The 15,953-nt window shown below is 38.0% G+C and carries 23 protein-coding genes and 1 riboswitch; of the genes, 8 read left to right on the forward strand and 15 right to left on the reverse strand.

Features of this window, described 5'->3' with window-relative positions; genetic code table 11:
- Positions 1-90: 90 nt before the first annotated feature.
- The 4 genes from rplY (at position 91) to AC0JIQ_RS12375 (ending at position 3,483) form a co-directional block, all read left to right on the forward strand.
- Positions 91-387: a 50S ribosomal protein L25 gene (rplY, locus tag AC0JIQ_RS12360; protein WP_004663523.1), complete on the forward strand. Its 297-nt coding sequence runs from the start codon at positions 91-93 to the stop codon at positions 385-387.
- A gap of 19 nt (positions 388-406) precedes the next feature.
- Positions 407-988 (forward strand): aminoacyl-tRNA hydrolase, encoded by a 582-nt coding sequence (pth, locus tag AC0JIQ_RS12365; protein WP_005158359.1) that lies wholly within the window; start codon positions 407-409, stop codon positions 986-988.
- Between the two features lie 146 nt (positions 989-1,134).
- A complete protein-coding gene (gene panD / locus AC0JIQ_RS12370; protein WP_004655255.1) occupies positions 1,135-1,515 on the forward strand; it encodes an aspartate 1-decarboxylase in 381 nt (126 codons plus the stop codon).
- Positions 1,516-1,692: 177 nt separating this feature from the next.
- Complete coding sequence (locus tag AC0JIQ_RS12375) at positions 1,693-3,483, forward strand: patatin-like phospholipase family protein (RefSeq protein ID WP_474201829.1); 1,791 nt, start codon at positions 1,693-1,695, stop codon at positions 3,481-3,483.
- Between the two features lie 3 nt (positions 3,484-3,486).
- Here the strand turns inward: AC0JIQ_RS12375 and AC0JIQ_RS12380 are convergent, their stop codons facing one another.
- Both AC0JIQ_RS12380 and AC0JIQ_RS12385 read right to left on the reverse strand, forming a co-directional pair.
- A complete protein-coding gene (locus AC0JIQ_RS12380; RefSeq protein ID WP_474201830.1) occupies positions 3,487-4,662 on the reverse strand; it encodes a hypothetical protein in 1,176 nt (391 codons plus the stop codon).
- Between the two features lie 20 nt (positions 4,663-4,682).
- Complete coding sequence (locus AC0JIQ_RS12385; protein ID WP_005217944.1) at positions 4,683-4,898, reverse strand: hypothetical protein; 216 nt, start codon at positions 4,896-4,898, stop codon at positions 4,683-4,685.
- A 179-nt stretch (positions 4,899-5,077) separates the two neighbouring features.
- Positions 5,078-5,233: riboswitch (FMN riboswitch) on the forward strand.
- 98 nt (positions 5,234-5,331) lie between these two features.
- On the opposite strand from AC0JIQ_RS12385, the gene ribB reads away from it, so the two are divergent.
- Entirely contained in the window at positions 5,332-5,991 is a 660-nt protein-coding gene (ribB, locus tag AC0JIQ_RS12390; protein WP_474203265.1) for a 3,4-dihydroxy-2-butanone-4-phosphate synthase, read from the forward strand.
- 48 nt (positions 5,992-6,039) lie between these two features.
- Here ribB and AC0JIQ_RS12395 read toward each other — a convergent pair whose 3' ends face one another.
- The gene (locus AC0JIQ_RS12395) at positions 6,040-6,714 is read right to left on the reverse strand and encodes an HAD-IA family hydrolase (protein WP_005403099.1); all 675 of its coding nucleotides are present in this window, start codon (positions 6,712-6,714) and stop codon (positions 6,040-6,042) included.
- 93 nt (positions 6,715-6,807) lie between these two features.
- Here AC0JIQ_RS12395 and AC0JIQ_RS12400 point away from each other — a divergent pair, with 93 nt between their 5' ends.
- On the forward strand, positions 6,808-7,575 hold the full coding sequence (locus tag AC0JIQ_RS12400; RefSeq protein WP_474203266.1) for a hydroxymethylpyrimidine/phosphomethylpyrimidine kinase: 768 nt from the start codon (positions 6,808-6,810) through the stop codon (positions 7,573-7,575).
- Positions 7,576-7,633: 58 nt separating this feature from the next.
- Here the strand turns inward: AC0JIQ_RS12400 and AC0JIQ_RS12405 are convergent, their stop codons facing one another.
- Both AC0JIQ_RS12405 and AC0JIQ_RS12410 read right to left on the reverse strand, forming a co-directional pair.
- Positions 7,634-8,326 (reverse strand): SDR family NAD(P)-dependent oxidoreductase, encoded by a 693-nt coding sequence (locus AC0JIQ_RS12405; RefSeq protein WP_474201831.1) that lies wholly within the window; start codon positions 8,324-8,326, stop codon positions 7,634-7,636.
- A 10-nt stretch (positions 8,327-8,336) separates the two neighbouring features.
- Entirely contained in the window at positions 8,337-8,933 is a 597-nt protein-coding gene (locus tag AC0JIQ_RS12410; RefSeq protein WP_474201832.1) for a glutathione S-transferase family protein, read from the reverse strand.
- Positions 8,934-9,010: 77 nt separating this feature from the next.
- Here AC0JIQ_RS12410 and AC0JIQ_RS12415 point away from each other — a divergent pair, with 77 nt between their 5' ends.
- Positions 9,011-9,553 carry a TetR/AcrR family transcriptional regulator gene (locus tag AC0JIQ_RS12415; protein ID WP_474201833.1) on the forward strand — a complete coding sequence of 181 codons (543 nt, stop codon included), beginning with the start codon at positions 9,011-9,013 and terminating at the stop codon, positions 9,551-9,553.
- A 2-nt stretch (positions 9,554-9,555) separates the two neighbouring features.
- Here the strand turns inward: AC0JIQ_RS12415 and AC0JIQ_RS12420 are convergent, their stop codons facing one another.
- The 10 genes from AC0JIQ_RS12420 to AC0JIQ_RS12465 form a co-directional block, all read right to left on the reverse strand.
- On the reverse strand, positions 9,556-10,104 hold the full coding sequence (locus tag AC0JIQ_RS12420; protein ID WP_474201834.1) for a DUF5625 family protein: 549 nt from the start codon (positions 10,102-10,104) through the stop codon (positions 9,556-9,558).
- An 86-nt stretch (positions 10,105-10,190) separates the two neighbouring features.
- A complete protein-coding gene (gene lysM, locus AC0JIQ_RS12425) occupies positions 10,191-10,664 on the reverse strand; it encodes a peptidoglycan-binding protein LysM (RefSeq protein ID WP_004676490.1) in 474 nt (157 codons plus the stop codon).
- Between the two features lie 216 nt (positions 10,665-10,880).
- Entirely contained in the window at positions 10,881-11,123 is a 243-nt protein-coding gene (gene acpP, locus AC0JIQ_RS12430) for an acyl carrier protein (protein WP_046740113.1), read from the reverse strand.
- Positions 11,124-11,309: 186 nt separating this feature from the next.
- Positions 11,310-11,549 (reverse strand): acyl carrier protein, encoded by a 240-nt coding sequence (locus AC0JIQ_RS12435; RefSeq protein WP_288401049.1) that lies wholly within the window; start codon positions 11,547-11,549, stop codon positions 11,310-11,312.
- A gap of 102 nt (positions 11,550-11,651) precedes the next feature.
- A complete protein-coding gene (gene acpP / locus AC0JIQ_RS12440) occupies positions 11,652-11,894 on the reverse strand; it encodes an acyl carrier protein (protein WP_005217961.1) in 243 nt (80 codons plus the stop codon).
- 185 nt (positions 11,895-12,079) lie between these two features.
- Positions 12,080-12,316, reverse strand: coding sequence for an acyl carrier protein (acpP, locus tag AC0JIQ_RS12445; protein WP_004655272.1), 237 nt, complete (start codon positions 12,314-12,316; stop codon positions 12,080-12,082).
- A gap of 86 nt (positions 12,317-12,402) precedes the next feature.
- Positions 12,403-13,137, reverse strand: coding sequence for a 3-oxoacyl-ACP reductase FabG (fabG, locus tag AC0JIQ_RS12450; RefSeq protein ID WP_087546978.1), 735 nt, complete (start codon positions 13,135-13,137; stop codon positions 12,403-12,405).
- A complete protein-coding gene (fabD, locus tag AC0JIQ_RS12455) occupies positions 13,134-14,126 on the reverse strand; it encodes an ACP S-malonyltransferase (RefSeq protein WP_474201835.1) in 993 nt (330 codons plus the stop codon). The genes fabG and fabD overlap by 4 nt, the downstream gene beginning before the upstream one ends.
- Positions 14,127-14,323: 197 nt before the next feature.
- Positions 14,324-14,509, reverse strand: coding sequence for a 50S ribosomal protein L32 (gene rpmF, locus AC0JIQ_RS12460; protein WP_004638135.1), 186 nt, complete (start codon positions 14,507-14,509; stop codon positions 14,324-14,326).
- 78 nt (positions 14,510-14,587) lie between these two features.
- The gene (locus AC0JIQ_RS12465; protein ID WP_004663562.1) at positions 14,588-15,148 is read right to left on the reverse strand and encodes a YceD family protein; all 561 of its coding nucleotides are present in this window, start codon (positions 15,146-15,148) and stop codon (positions 14,588-14,590) included.
- Positions 15,149-15,243: 95 nt separating this feature from the next.
- Here AC0JIQ_RS12465 and AC0JIQ_RS12470 point away from each other — a divergent pair, with 95 nt between their 5' ends.
- Entirely contained in the window at positions 15,244-15,906 is a 663-nt protein-coding gene (locus tag AC0JIQ_RS12470) for an elongation factor P hydroxylase (RefSeq protein ID WP_087544725.1), read from the forward strand.
- Positions 15,907-15,953: the final 47 nt, after the last annotated feature.

Consider the following 15,953-nt stretch of genomic DNA (forward strand, 5'->3'; position numbering starts at 1 on the left):
GCTTTTTTTCTTAAACCCTAGCTCGCTAGGGTTTTTCTATCACTAAACTGGTCGCAAGTTTAGTTACTCAAACTCAATGAGGATATGCCCATGGCAAACTTCGTATTAAACGCTCAAGCACGTGAAGTAGCACAACAAGGGAAAGGTTCGAGCCGCCGCCTTCGCCACGCTGCTCAAATCCCAGCAATCATCTATGGTGGTAGCGCTGAGCCTGTAGCCGTTACTTTAGAGCTTCGTGAAATCGTTAAAGCTTTAGAAAACAACGCTTTCTTCGAAGAAGTTATCGAAATCAAAATTGGTGATAAAGTTGAAAACGTTAAAATCCAAGCGTTACAACGTCACCCAGCTAAAAACACACCTATGCACGCTGACTTCAAACGCGCATAAGTGTTAAAGGCGTAAATTAGTGTCAAATATTTCGCTAATTGTTGGTTTGGGTAATCCTGGTAAAGAATATGCCCAAACCCGCCATAACGCAGGTTTCTGGTTCGTAGAACAGCTTGCAGATCGTTATGGTATTTCTTTAAAGGCTGATCCAAAATTTCATGGATACAGCGGTCGTGGTCAAATTGATGGTCATGACGTACGTTTACTCTTACCTACCACTTTCATGAACCGTTCTGGTCAAAGTGTCGTACCATTTGCCAAATTTTATCAAGTTGCACCTGAAGCAATTCTTGTTGCTCATGATGAACTCGATATGGATCCCGGTATTATTCGTTTAAAATCAGGTGGTGGACATGGCGGACATAATGGTCTTCGCGACATCGTTCCACATATTGGTGCTAATTTCCATCGCTTACGCATAGGAATTGGACATCCTGGTTCTAAAGAACGTGTTTCTGGTCATGTGCTTGGCAAAGCTCCTAGCAGTGAACAAGCTTTAATGGATGCAGCGATTGATCATGCCTTATCAAAAGTGAAAATGCTTGTCGATGGACAAGTTTCACAGGCCATGAATCAAATTAATGCATACAAACCCGCTTAAATTTAAACTGAATTGTTGATCAATCACGCTTGCCATATTGCATTTTTAAGCGCAAAATGCGCATCAAACCGCCTATCGCCAGCGGGAAACGTGACAAGTCAACCAATAAGATATTCATCTTAGGTCTTACTCAGGAGACGCTAGCCATGCTATCTCGTTTATTAAAATGTAAAATTCACCGTGCAGTTGTCACTCATGCAGAACTTCATTATGAAGGTTCTTGTGCAATTGATGGTGTATTAATGGACTTAGCAGGGATTCGTGAATACGAAGAAATCCACGTATGGAACGTAACGAACGGCAAACGCTTCACAACTTATGCAATTCGTGGTGAAGATGACTCAGGTATTATTTCAGTGAATGGTGGCGCAGCACACCAAGCTGATGTCGGTGATTTAGTGATTATTGCAACTTTTGGTGATTTCACTGAAGTAGAAGCAAACCTTCACAAACCACGTTTGGTTTATGCAAATCCAGACAATACCGTCAATCACACGGCAAACTGTATTCCTGTACAAATTGCATAAATACTTAAAAGATTTCTAAAAAGCCAGTCAATAAGAACTGGCTTTTTTATTGCGACTCTAAAAGGAAAATATTAAATACAAAAAAACTTAAAAATAGGCTTTTATTTTACTTAATCGGACTTGTAAAGCAGCCTGACACTTTATTAAATAAATAGAAAATAAAGAAAATTAAATCATATGGATATTATAGAGACACTTCGGAAAGTCAGCGTTTTCTCACATTTAGATGAACATAACTTGGTTAAGCTCGCTTATGATTGTTCAATTAAATATTTACAGACAGGACAGCAACTTTACAATCTCAATGATCCCGCTTCTCATCTGTATATTGACGTGTATGGGCGCATTAAATTAACAACCGCTTCAAATTTATCAACTTATTTAGGTCGTTATGAGATCCTTGGAGAAATGTGCGTAATTTCTAATCAACCCCATCATGGTTCAGTCAAAGCAATGCGGGATACAACGCTTTTGGTTATTCCCCGACAACAATTTATAGATTTCCTTCACGACCAAACCGATACCTTATTTGCCTTATCTCAGTTAATTATTGCTCGTACTCAGCCTGAGTTACAACATGCTCATCCTATGAGCCATAATCGTACCTTATCGATTATTCCAGTATCTTCTCAGATCCCAGCAATTCATTTAGCAGAAAAACTTACTGAGCATTTACAACGTTGGCCTCACGTACGTTTAGTCACTGCTGCTCATGTCGATGCCCTATTTGGAATTGGATTTAGCCAAACGCCACTTGATTATGGTTATGATGATTTAAAATTAAGAGAATGGTTGGCTAGCTTAGAAGAAAAACATTGCTACGTACTTTATGCTGCTCATCAAAATGGTGATGACTGGTCTAAACGCTGCTTGCACCAAGCTGATCGCATTTTGATATTGGCTGAAGCAAATCAAACACCTGTACATACACCGTTAGTAGATAGCTTAAATCAACACGATTGGCAAAGCCAAATTGAATTAGTTCTTTTACGTTCAGAGGGTGATCCATCTCCTTATACCCTTACTTGGAAACAGCTCTATCATGCACGCGCTCATTATTTTATTCATCCATGGGCACAAACAGATATTTGTGCGATTGCCCGACAGATTTCGAGTCAAGGCGTTGGTTTAGTTCTCGGCGGCGGCGGTGCACGCGGCTTTGCTCACATTGGATTAATTCGTGCACTTGAACAATTGCATATTCCAATTGATATTGTGGGCGGAACCAGTATGGGAGCATTTGTCGCTGCTTTGGTGGCCTGCGGTTTTGATAGTATTGAGATGACACATATCGCTTATGAAACCTTTGTGGCAAGAAACTATTTAAATGACTACACCATGCCTAAAGTATCTTTAATTCGTGGACAACGTTTTCACTCTCGCCTACAAGCGATATTCGGTCATCAGCGTATAGAAGAATTAAAAAGAACCTTTTACTGTATTTCAACCAATCTCACGACTGGCGAAGCTGTGATCCATGATCAAGGTGAACTGGCCACATGGGTTGGAACCAGTATGAGTGTGCCCGGTGTCGCCCCGCCTGTTGCATGGCGCGAGAACTTATTATGCGATGGGGGTGTGATTAATAACCTTCCCACAGATGTCATGCAAAATTTGGAAAGAGGTACCATTATTGCCAGTAATGTCAGTTTACACGATGATATTCGCGTTCCGGGTATTGGTTTAGATCAACCAGATCAAAGTGCCCTCCTCAATTGGAATAAACTGATCAAAGACAAACTCCTACATGCTCCACGTCTTGCAGAAATCTTAATGCGAACAGCAACTCTTGCGAGTGATACCATGATCCAAACTGCTGCGATTGAACGTGCGAATCTACATATTCGTATGACAATCAATGGTATTGGTATGTTTGATTGGCATCGATTAGATCAATTGGTTGAGCTTGGTTATGAACATGCACTCGCCACATTAGTTCCTATTCGAGAGACCCTTCCCACTGCATAGATTTTAGCTTGAAGAGTAAATTTGATATCGCTCAAGTAAACCATCTAAATATTGATATGTTTCCACATCAAGTTGCTGCATATAAGTATTCAAAATTTGCTGGCATTGCTGCTGTTTCTCAAGTGGCATGCGACGGACAATATCAAAAGTTACTTCCCATTGCGAACGAAGTAAGGAAGCATAAGCAATATGATGTAGAACCTTAATATCAATTTGAGCAATAGCTGTTGCAACGACTTGCCTCGCTTCATTTTGCATGTAATTTACAACAACCAACATGTCTGTCCATAAATCACATTCATCGGCGGCTTCAACGATACTTTTGATGATTTCAACTTGGCGCAAAGCTGGTAAATTTGCGACATAGGATTGAGCTTGTTCAGATAAACATGCAACTACTGGCAGCATATCTTCCCAAAGTTGGTCTTCTTGCGCAGCCTGAATAATTGCATTTATCACAATTTCCCCTTGCTGTACGGCGAGATCACCTAATTCCTGTTTGAGCTCATAACCAATATGGCTCATTAACGCCAATAGCTTCGGCCAAACTAAGCGTTGTGTCGGATCACTTACAATCAATAATGTCTTTATGATACGTTCCTTCGGTAAAACATGCACAAGATGATCAATACGCTCTCTTGATTCAATATAAAAAGCGATTTCCAATAGATCACTTTCCTTTTCAATGATTTGAGCCACATCCTGTACCACTTCATCAGATAGCATGCCAACAAAACGCCCCATCGTTACAAAGTGTTTTTTTTGTAAAAGAACTTGAGCAATATCCTTAATTTGATGGGTAGTAAAATAAGCTAATAATTCTCTCGCTAATCTAGGATCTAAATAGACTGAAATTGAAGCCAATGTATGTGCTGGTAAATGTTTTGCAATTCGATAAAGGTTCTCTGTAGATAAATGTACTGCGATTTGAGCGACGATAAATGGATCAAATAATTGCTTTACCATAATGGCAGTTAATCTACTTGGCAGCCAATTCACCCAAGCAGCAAGATAACGGAAGCGTGTTTTTTGTTGGCTTTGTAGCAACTCAATAATTGCAAAACGAAATTGTCTTAAGCTTTCAGGTGCTAAAGGAATTAAAAAAGCCAATTGTTGCTCTGAAACATTAAGAATCTGGGTTAATTTTATAATTTCGGCATGAACAGCAAGTCGAGTCATACTCACTTTCCTTATGTTTGTTATTTTTTATTTTTAAAAAGAAAACGTAAAAAAAATGGCATCTGAAATAAACTTTTGTTGATTCTTTGATTTTCTAATTGAATAGTCTGTTCTAATTGTTGATTAAGCCAGTTCATATCCTGCTCAGAAACATGCTTAAAATCTTTAAAACTCATCACAGGTCGATGAAGTTGTTGTGCCATTTTTTCTAACTCTGATTTATGTTGTTGATCCATTTGATTGCCTATTTTATTGTTGTTTTATGACTTGAGTTTATGCTCAATTAACATCCAATACTAGTTTAACTAATAATGAAAGCATCAAATGAACTTCAGCTTATTTCTAGATTTAGATAGAACGATTCATTCTATAAAAAGTTGCCTTTTCTCATAAAAATCTGGCTATAATCAAGGCACATCGCTTCAGGGCGGGGTGTAATTCCCCACCGGTGGTAAGTTAGGCCTTGCAATCAAGTGACCTAACCAGCCCACGAGCCTGTATATATTTATATACTCGCAGATTTGGTGAGAGACCAAAGCCGACGGTATAGTCCGGATGAAAGAAGACGAAACCACTGAAATACGCTTTTCGCGTTGTTTTGGTGTACGCTTATTTTTTACATCAGTCCTGAAATGTTCAACCGTATCCTATTTACGAGAGCGTTTCATTATGTCGAGTTTAATTCAACCCGAACTTTTCTTTTCAGCCCTTTCCCCTGCTGAACAACGTATTCAACAAGCTTTAAAAGATATCCGCCAAGGCAAACCCGTCTTGGTTATGGATGATTTCGATCGTGAAAATGAAGCCGATCTTATTATTGCTGCCGAAACACTGACGATCGAAACCATGGCACAAATGATCCGTGATGGTTCTGGGATTGTATGCCTGTGTCTGACTGAAGAACTGGCAGATCATTTAGAACTTCCCCCGATGGTGGTAGATAATTCTAGTCAATTTAAAACAGCATTTACAGTTACTATCGAAGCGGCACAAGGTGTGACCACAGGTGTTTCTGCCAAGGATCGTGTCACTACGGTTTTGGCAGCAACCAAAGATGGTGCTGTTGCAAGTGACTTGAGTCGCCCAGGTCATGTGTTCCCATTACGTGCACGTAATGGTGGCGTATTAACTCGCAGAGGACATACTGAAGGAACAATAGATTTAGCCCGTTTGGCTGGTTTAAAACCTTCTGGCGTATTATGTGAATTGACTAATCCTGATGGCTCTATGGCATCAGGTATTCAAGTTCTAGCTTATGCTCAGACACATGGCCTTACCGTGATTAGTATCGAAGAATTGGTTCAATACCGCTTAAAACATAATATTTAATGAAACAAAAAAGCCTCGATCATTCGAGGCTTTTTATTGCGTTCATAACTATGATACTTTTCGTTCTAAATTCAATTGATTCACAGTATTAAGCAATTGGCTAAATTGTGCGATCTGAGCAATCGGTTGTACTTGTGCGAGTTCTTCTGCTGTACCATAACCATAATTTACAGCAATGGTTTCAATACCATGGGCACGTGCACCAATCACATCATATTGTCGGTCTCCCACCATAATGCACTGCTGCGCATCCAATTGCTCTTTTTCAAGAATATAAGCTATTAGATCTACTTTATTGGTACGTTCACCTGTTAATTCACTGCCATACATTTCAGTAAAATATTGATCCAACCCAAAATGAGCAAGGATACGTTTCGCATAAACTGTTGGCTTTGCCGTCGCTAAAAATAATCGATAACCTTGTACTTGTAACTGTTGCAACGTTTCTACCACTGTTGCATAGACTTCGTTTTCAAATAAACCAGTCACTGAAAAACGCTCACGATAAGCAAGTAACGCTTGTTCAGCAAAATCATCATCCTGAGTATTGAGTAATTTTGCCAATGAAGCTTTCAACGGAGGTCCAATCGTCCAATCTAAATCAACTTCATCCGCTAAAGGGTGGCCCAGTTTTTCTAAAGCATAACGAATTGAGCGATGAATACCCGCTTTAGGGTCAGTTAAAGTCCCATCTAAATCAATCAGAATATTTTTGATCGTCATTCGTTCAATCTCTTAAAGCCTTACATAACATAGTCGAGAGTTTCTCGAAACTCCCATATACTAGCTTAAATGAGAGAACAAAAGGAAATGGCTGTGCGTCCTACCGTACTATGTTTTTCAGGTTTAGATCCATCAGGCGGTGCTGGCTTACAAGCAGATATTGAGGCAATTGGGCAAAGTGGCGCACATGCAGCAATTGCCTGCACAGCATTGACCATTCAAAACTCGCAACAAGTGTTTGGTTTTGAAGCCACTTCAAAAGAGTTACTACTTGCTCAAGCAAGTGCAGTAGTGGGTGATTTACCGATTAAATGTGTAAAATCAGGCATGCTGGGTACAACCGATAATATTACTGCATTGGCTGAGTTTTTACGTCAACATCCAGATTATCAATATGTACTCGATCCAGTATTAGTCGCGAATAGTGGTGGGTCACTCGGTGATCAAGCAACATTAGTTAAAGCATTTGTTGAGTTAATTCCCTTAGCCACAGTCATTACCCCAAATACAGTTGAATTAAGAGCCTTAACAGGTATTGATGATATTGAACAAGCCACTCAAAAATTATTTGGGATGGGCGCAAAAGCTGTACTAGTGAAAGGTGGACATGAAGATACGCCTGATCATATTCGTAATGTACTTTATGCTGACGGCAAAATGATTGCTGAAAGTCATTGCCCTCGTTTAGACGGACAATATCATGGTTCTGGCTGTTCTTTGGCAAGTTTTATTGCAGGACGTTTAGCCTTAGGTGATTCACTTAAAATTGCTGTCCAACATGCGGAAACGTGGTTATTTGGTGTATTAAAACAAGCTGAGACCCCTGTACCCAATGGGCAAAAAATTCCTAAGCGGTTTTAAAACTTAAATAATAAATGAATAGAAATACATATATTTCTATTCATTTATTCAACATGATCTAACGACAATTCACACCATTATTCAAATCAAATACCTCACCACTTAAACAATTTGGAGCTGCTTGCGCTAGCCAAAAAGCTGTTTCTGCAATTTCTTGTGTTTGGCAGAATTGCTGATTTAAAGTCGCTTCTTTTAAACGTTTTAGTCTTTCAATTGGGATCTTGAACATCATCTGAGTTTCAACAGGACCAGGTGCGAGACTAAAGGTTTGAATATTATGCTGGGCATGACTACGAGCCAAACTACGCATCCCATTAATTAGCCCCGCTTTTGAAATGCCATACCAGATATCAGGATGCCCAATTTGCCCAGCAATGGATGCCATACTAATAATGCGTCCAAATTTCTGATTTTTAAAAATATTCTCCGCCACATCGATACTCAACTGCATCGTATGAATCAGATTTATATTCATAATTTTTTGCATTTCTTCCCACGTATATGAAGCGGCTGTAAGTGTATTCATATAGCCTGCATTATTAATCAGCACATCAAACTGCCCAATCTGCTGAATCACCTTTTCAATTTGATCATATTGCAACATATCCGCTTGCCAATGATGCAAATGAAAATGTGAATATTGTGGAGTATGTCGAGAAATATTATGCACCTCATAATTCTCATCCAAGAATTTTTGAGCAATCGCTTGCCCAATTCCTTGACTGGCTCCAGTAATCAATACTTTTTTCATGCCTAACCTATTATTCATCTAATTCAATAAAACGAGGCAATTGTTGAAAACGTGTTAACCAAGCCTGAACATCTGGATATGGGGCTAATTCTATTTTTCCTTGATACGCTAAAGCCATGTAAGGATAACAAGCAATATCTGCAATCGTGGCTGATTCACCAACCAACCAATTTCTTGTTTTCAAATGTTGATTTACAATTGCTAATGATGCATGTGACATTACAGTCGCATTTTCGATATCAATATTTGGTTTTTTAATCAGATGAAATGCCCGTGCTGTCGATAAAGTAGAAGCAATTCTTTGATTTGCAAAAAACAACCACTCTAAAACATGCGTCATTGCAATTGTTTCTTGAGGAAACCAAAGCTGATGAGCATCATATGTTCTAGCGAGATAGCACAAGATTGCTTGAGAATCATGGATATGCCTGCCCTGATCTTCTAGCACAGGAATCTGCCCTAAAGGATTCAGTTTTAGAAAATGCTCTGTCTTTTGCTCTTGGTCAGCTAAATTTATAGAGACTTTTTCGTAGTCTAAATTCAGAAATGAAAGTAATAATCTGATTTTGTAACAATTTCCTGAGATTACAGTATTATAAAGTTTCATTGTCATCTTCTTTTGTGGTTATATAATTTCAATGTACCGAACGATCGGTACAAAATCAAGTGATATGAGTAGTTTTTATGGATAAACCGACTTTAATTCAATCTTTATTAAGTATTTTCAGAGAATATGGTTATGAAGGCGCTTCTTTATCCAAAATTTCTGAACGGACAGGTTTAGGTAAAGCCAGTTTGTATCATCACTTTCCAAATGGAAAACAACAAATGGCACAAGATGTTTTGAGCTATTTAGAACAATGGCGCGAAGATCATATTTTTATTCACCTACAAAGCAACGCATCACCTATTGAACGTTTAGAAGCTCTGACCTATTCATTAAAGCAAGTTTATGAAAATGGCCATGTAGCGTGTATTTTGGCAGTTTTAACCTTAAGTGAAGCGCACCAAACCTTTTTGCCTCAAATTCAACCCGTCTTTACCAGACTGATTGAAAGTATCTCTATCGTTTTACAAGATGCGGGAATATCAGAAGAACAAGCTTTCGAGCGAGCACAAGATACTGTGATACGTATTCAAGGATCTTTAATCCTATCTAGAGCATTACAAAGCCCAAAACCTTTTTTGCAATTGATGGATAAACTTCCTAAACAATTATTATCTTAAGATTATTTACCACCATTACTTGCATTTAAGCTTAATGTTGTTTTGACATTTTTTAATTGATTATGTGGTTGTAAATTAACAACTTCAATCACATGAAGGTCTTGAGATAAAGGAATCCAGCCAATACTTCTGTAACTTTTATTTTTACCATCATGTCCTGTTGAACATAATGACTGAAATTGCTGATTAAAAACAATTTCATGATTTTTTGATTTTCTTACAATAACTTGCAAGGTTATTGGTTGACCTAATTCTTTTCTCTTCTCTACAGGAATGTTGTTATATTTTATAGTCCCATCACAATATTGGTTAAAAGTATTTCCAACAACAAGATCATCAACTCGCTTTTGTGCTGATTCAAACTCAACGGTTAGGCTTAAGTGGTAAGACTTTGGTACATTTACCTTAAATTCAGTAGTTGCTAATGCGCCTGTATGAGTTAAATCAATCGGCAGATTTGAAAATAATGGAGGAAATACACAAAGACCTGTCATCCACATTGCCACACTTAAAACTGGCTTTTGACATAAAGCATAAGTAAATGGATTCATTTTTTTAATGTTTTAGTAATTTCAATTTTATCTTTTATTTTGAAATAAAAAAGGCGCAATACGCGCCTCTTCTGTCACATTACAATTTATTCAGGGATACGTAAAACTTGTCCAGGAAAAATATCGTCCGCATTTTTGAGTAATGGTCTATTCGCTTCAAAAATTTTATTGTATTGGTTTGGATCGCCATAATATTCTTTAGAAATCTTAGATAAATTATCACCTGATTTTACGGTATAGAATTTACTTTCTGGTTCAGGTACCTCAACCGTCATCTGATCATCGACCTGAGCAACGTGATCAATATTACCAACGGCAAGAACGATCTTTTCTTTATCTGCTTGGCTTTTGACTTGCCCTTTAATGATGGCTGTATCGGTATTTCCATTGTAGGTTACTGATAAACCTTCAATACCAAGACCTAAACTTTTAATCAAACCTAATAATTTATTGGCAATCTCTTGAGCTGAAGGCTCAACAGGTGTAGCTGGAGCAGGCTGAGGTTCTGCTGGTGCTGTATTTTTTTTACCGATGCCTTTAACAAAATCAAAAAGACCCATTTTTTATTTCCTCTGTAATTATTGATTAAGCATAGTCAAAACAGACTTACAATTAGTTATACCGAAAAAATAAAGCATGCGAGTTTCAATTTAACGAGGTCTTGTAAATATATGTATATGCAATAAAACTAATTTTAAGGTTTCACATTTATATATTTTTTAAATATAAAAAGCCACCTTACGGCGGCTTTCAATTCGTTCAAAACTTGAAGCAATTCAAGCATTTTCTCCCACAATATTGGTCATATAATCAATTGCAGATTGAACGGTAACAATTTTCTCAGCCTCTTCGTAAGGAATTTGAATACCAAACTCTCCTTCCAAAGCCATAATAAGTTCAACTACAGCCAATGAATCAGCGCCTAAATCATCTGTAAAGGATGCATTTGGTAAAACATCTTCTTCATTTACACGAAGTTGCTCAATAATGATCTCTTTAATACGGTTTGCTATATTCATAAAATTCCCTTTTGTTGTTATGGTTTAATAAATTATTTTAAATAGCATAAACTTTATACACTCAAATAAATTATTTGCATATTTATAGTTTATTTTTTCTTGTAAAAATATTTATATAGCTATTCAAATCAAGAAGTTCTACATATAAAAAACTAACTTCAGATGACTTTTCAATCATGTAAATGATTAACCTTTATTAGTGACATAATCAACCAGTGATTGAAATGTATCTATTTTTTCCATTTCTTCATCTTGTACTTCAAAACCAAATTCCTCTTCAAGCGCCATACTAAGATCTAAGGTATCTTGACTATCAAAATGCAAATCTTCAACAAAACGAGTGCTAGGTTTCATCTCTACACCAAGACCAAACTTCTCCTCAATTACTGACTTAAGACGCTCTTCTATTGTTTTTTCAGAATTCATAGGGTTTTCCTTATATTTTAATTTTTAATATAACTATATTACTCTCTGTAATTATCAATTCATGAAATATCATCTTTCGATAAACTAAAAGTATGATGGAATTTACGTATCGCCTCCTACATTCATCTCAATATAATTAATAGCATCACGCACTGTAAGAAGTTTCTCTGCATCTTCATCTGGAATTTCAATTCCAAATTCTTCTTCAAAAGCCATAATTAGTTCAACTACATCCAAAGAATCAGCACCTAAATCATCTACAAACGATGCATTAGCTACTACCTCTCCCTCGTCTACACCGAGTTGTTCAACAATAATTTGCTTAACTCGCATTTCGATACTCATAATGTTTCCTTTTATTGTTATGATTTAATAAATTATTTTAAATAGCATAGATTTTATACACTTAAATATAATCATTTCATATTCAGAGTTTATTTTTTCTTGTAAAAATATGTATAAATCCACTCAATTAAAATTAAACATATAAAAAAGCCACCTTGCGGTGGCTTTTCAATCATGCAAAATGATTAACCAAGTTTTTTGGTTACATAATCAATTGCAGATTGAACAGTCGTGATTTCATTAGAATCTTCGTCTGGAATCGTGATGTCAAAATCATTTTCGAAAGACATTACAAGTTCAACCAAATCTAAAGAGTCAGCACCTAAGTCATCCATGAAAGATGCTTCGTTTTTAATCTCTTCAGCACGCATACCTAATTGTTCAGCTACAGCTTGTTTGATGCGTTGTTCGATATCGCTCACAGGAATTCTCCTCATTGCTTGTGGCGTTTTAATTTGCCACTAGTTTAATTGAATATAAAAACTTTTAAAAGTTTATACATCGCCAGTTAGGCCATGTATAGACCACCATTTACGTGTAAAACTGTACCAGTAATGTAACTAGCCTTATCGCTAGCCAGGAAACTCACTGCATTAGCAATATCTTGAGGTTCACCTAGACGACTTAAAGCTACTTGATCAGTCATTTTTTTACGAATATCTTCGCTTAACTGATCAGTCATTTCCGTGGCAATGAAACCAGGTGCAACACTGTTCACTGTAATCTGACGGCTCCCCATCTCTTTGGCTAAGCTACGACTGAATGCTTCAATCCCTGCTTTTGCTGCTGAGTAGTTCGCTTGTCCAGGATTCGCAAAATGTGCAACCACTGAACTAATGTTAATAATGCGGCCAAAACGTGCTTTGGTCATACCTTTCAATACGCGCTTAGACAAGCGGTATACGGCTTTCAGATGTATATTGAGAATATCGTCCCAATCATCTTCCGACATACGAAGCAACAAGTTATCTTTGGTAATGCCTGCGTTGTTCACCAAGATCAGTACTGAACCATATTTTTGTTCAATATCTGATACAAGCGCATCAATCGCTGCACCATCACGAACATCGAGTACAGCACCTGCTCCATGTTCAGCAAAGCTTTCTGTCAGTTTTTGCGCGCCTGATTCAGAAGTTGCGGTACCTACCACAAAATAACCGTCTTGAATGAGTTGCTGTGCAATTGCTGCGCCAATACCACGGCTTGCTCCTGTCACTAACGCAACTTTTCGTTGTTGTGTCATGCAATTTTTCCTTCTGCCACTAACACTGCGTTTAGGGCATCTTCCATACGTGCTTTGCTATCAATCGCAAATGCTTTTTCTATGTTGGGTAATCGCTTGGCAAGATTGCTGAGTACTGTACCTGGTCCACATTCAACCACATACTGCACACCTTCATCTTGAAGATATTGCATGGTACGTGTCCATTGAACTGACTGATATAACTGAGCCGTTAATGCCTGACGTAATTGAGCAACATCTGTCGCGATTTCCGCGTTGACATTTTGTATTACAGGAAGGTGTGGTAGCTCAATGGCAGTTTGTTCCAAAGCTTCAGCAAACTTTTCTGCTGCTGGTTTCATCAAGGTACAATGTGACGGAACAGAAACAGGCAATGCAATCGCTTTACCAGATTGCTCTTTTGCTTCAGCCATGACTTGCTGAACCAAAGCTGTACTGCCTGCAATCACCACCTGACCTTGCGCATTATAATTCGCCGCTTCAACCGAACCTTGACCAGCCGCAGTTGCATTCACTTTTTGGCAAAGCTCGATCACTTTCTCATCGGCTAAACCAAGAATTGCAGCCATTGCACCTGTACCTTGAGGAACAGCACTCTGCATCAATTTTCCGCGTAAATGGACTAATTTAACCGCGTCAGCTAGAGTCATTGCCTCTGCTGCAACAAGCGCACTATACTCTCCCAAAGAATGTCCAGCCAAGTATTTCGGTGCTATACCACCTAACTCTAACCATACACGCCATAAGGCAATACTTGCTGTTAGCAAAACTGGTTGAGTATTTTCAGTTTGATCTAAACCCTCACCACTTTGGGCAATCTGCCAAAGATCAAAACCAAGTGCTACTGATGCTTCTGCAAAGGTATCTCGAACGACACTAAACTGCTCTGCAAGCTCAGCCAGCATCCCTACTTTTTGTGAACCCTGACCAGGAAAAACAAATGCTGTTTTTGTTGCTTGAGCAGCCTGCTCAAGTCGCTTAGTCGACATATAAAAATCCTTAAAATGGTCTATCGCCAGTTTTATCAACACTCATGATTCTACATGAGAATGACAACAGACTCTTTTCCGATGCGGCAATTTACCATTGATTAAATCGTTTTTTAATTGCGAAAAACAACAAAAAAGGGAGCTTTCGCTCCCATTTTTTTTATACTTTAAGCTAACGCTTAATGCATATAACTCAATTATTCAGCATCAGCTGCTTTAGCGAATAATTGACGACCACGGTAAATACCGTCTTTAGTCACGTGGTGACGACGATGAGTTTCACCAGTAGTTTGGTCTACAGATAATGCATTCTCGGTTAAAGCGTCATGTGAACGGCGCATGTCACGGCGAGAGCGACTTTTACGGTTTTGCTGAACGGCCATGATGGCTCCTTACAAAGATCGAAAAATGGATCAGAACAAATTCAGTTGTCTTAACTCAACATGATAACACAAATTGTGTTATGAGTTAAGTTTGCCTTTCAAACTTGCCAAAACATCAAACGGGTTATCCCGCTTTTCTTCGACAACGTCCTGAACGACAGGTTGATGTTTATGCTCACAAACATCATGTTTGGGAGACAAAGGCATCAACAATAACAATTCATCTTCTAGTAATGCGAGTAAATCAATCGAAGCAGGTGTATCAATACTCCCTTTTTTCGACGATTCACTTTCACCTAAAACGATGAAATCAGCATCCTCATCCAATCGCTCTATCAGTGACTCATCATCAATTAAAGCTAAATGAAATTCTGAGACTAATTCAATTTCAACAGATCCCAAACAACGTTGGCATTCCATTGGAACTTTAGTATCAATATGTCCATCTAACCATACAATGCGATGATAAGCATCCATTGATAGCTTACAGTCTATGTTGATCAATTGATCATCAATTGAACCAACAGCTTCTCGAGCAATACGAGCAAAGCGAGACAATGGCAGTGTTCCTGACCATGTATAGCCCTGTTCAGCCCATTTAAATGGCTCGATTTGGCTTGGAAAAGTATTTGCTGACATAATTAAGGCGGCAATTCTACAAATTCATCGGTACTCTGTCAAAGATTAAGATACAATTTTGCACTTCTTTAGACAGAACTCGTGGTAACACAGCAATGCATCTGTTGCAGCCGCAACTTGAAGTAACAACTTCATCACTTGTTAGCCCCCATTCAATCACTGCTCCTATGTTAACACCAGATCAAGTGCAACGCTCATCTTGGAAAACGTTAACAACAGAACCAGAACAGGTTGATTGGCTTATTTTACACTTTAATGATTGGTTTTCCCACCATAATGTCACGCTTGTTAAAGGTGATTTTGAACCAGAATATTTCCCAGCTATAAATCAACAGCCTGCAAAAATCCAATTTGCACATGGTTTCTTTAACAGTGCCTTGCATGAAATTAGTCATTGGAGTATTTCAGGTGAAAAACGTCGCCTTTTACCTGATTTAGGTTATTGGTATGCACCCGATGGTCGTACTGCAGAACAGCAAGCTTTATTTGAACAAGTTGAAATTAAGCCTCAAGCCATTGAATGGTTATTTGCAACAGCCTTTGGTCGAAAGTTTCGTGTCTCTTTAGATAACCTAACGGGTGATAGCGGCAATGGGACACAATTTAAAGATAATGTTTTTGCTCAAGTACAACGTTATTTTTCAGGTGAAGCCACTTTACCACGAGATGCTGCACTTTTTATTCACTATATCTGTGTTTGTACCCGTAATGGCTTACCATTACAACTAAATGAATTTAAACGTGAATTACTTGATTGAATGACAAAATTAACACATCTAAGACTTGCATCTTTACTAGAACAAGT

The sequence above is a fragment of the Acinetobacter sp. FB genome, from assembly GCF_056033405.1.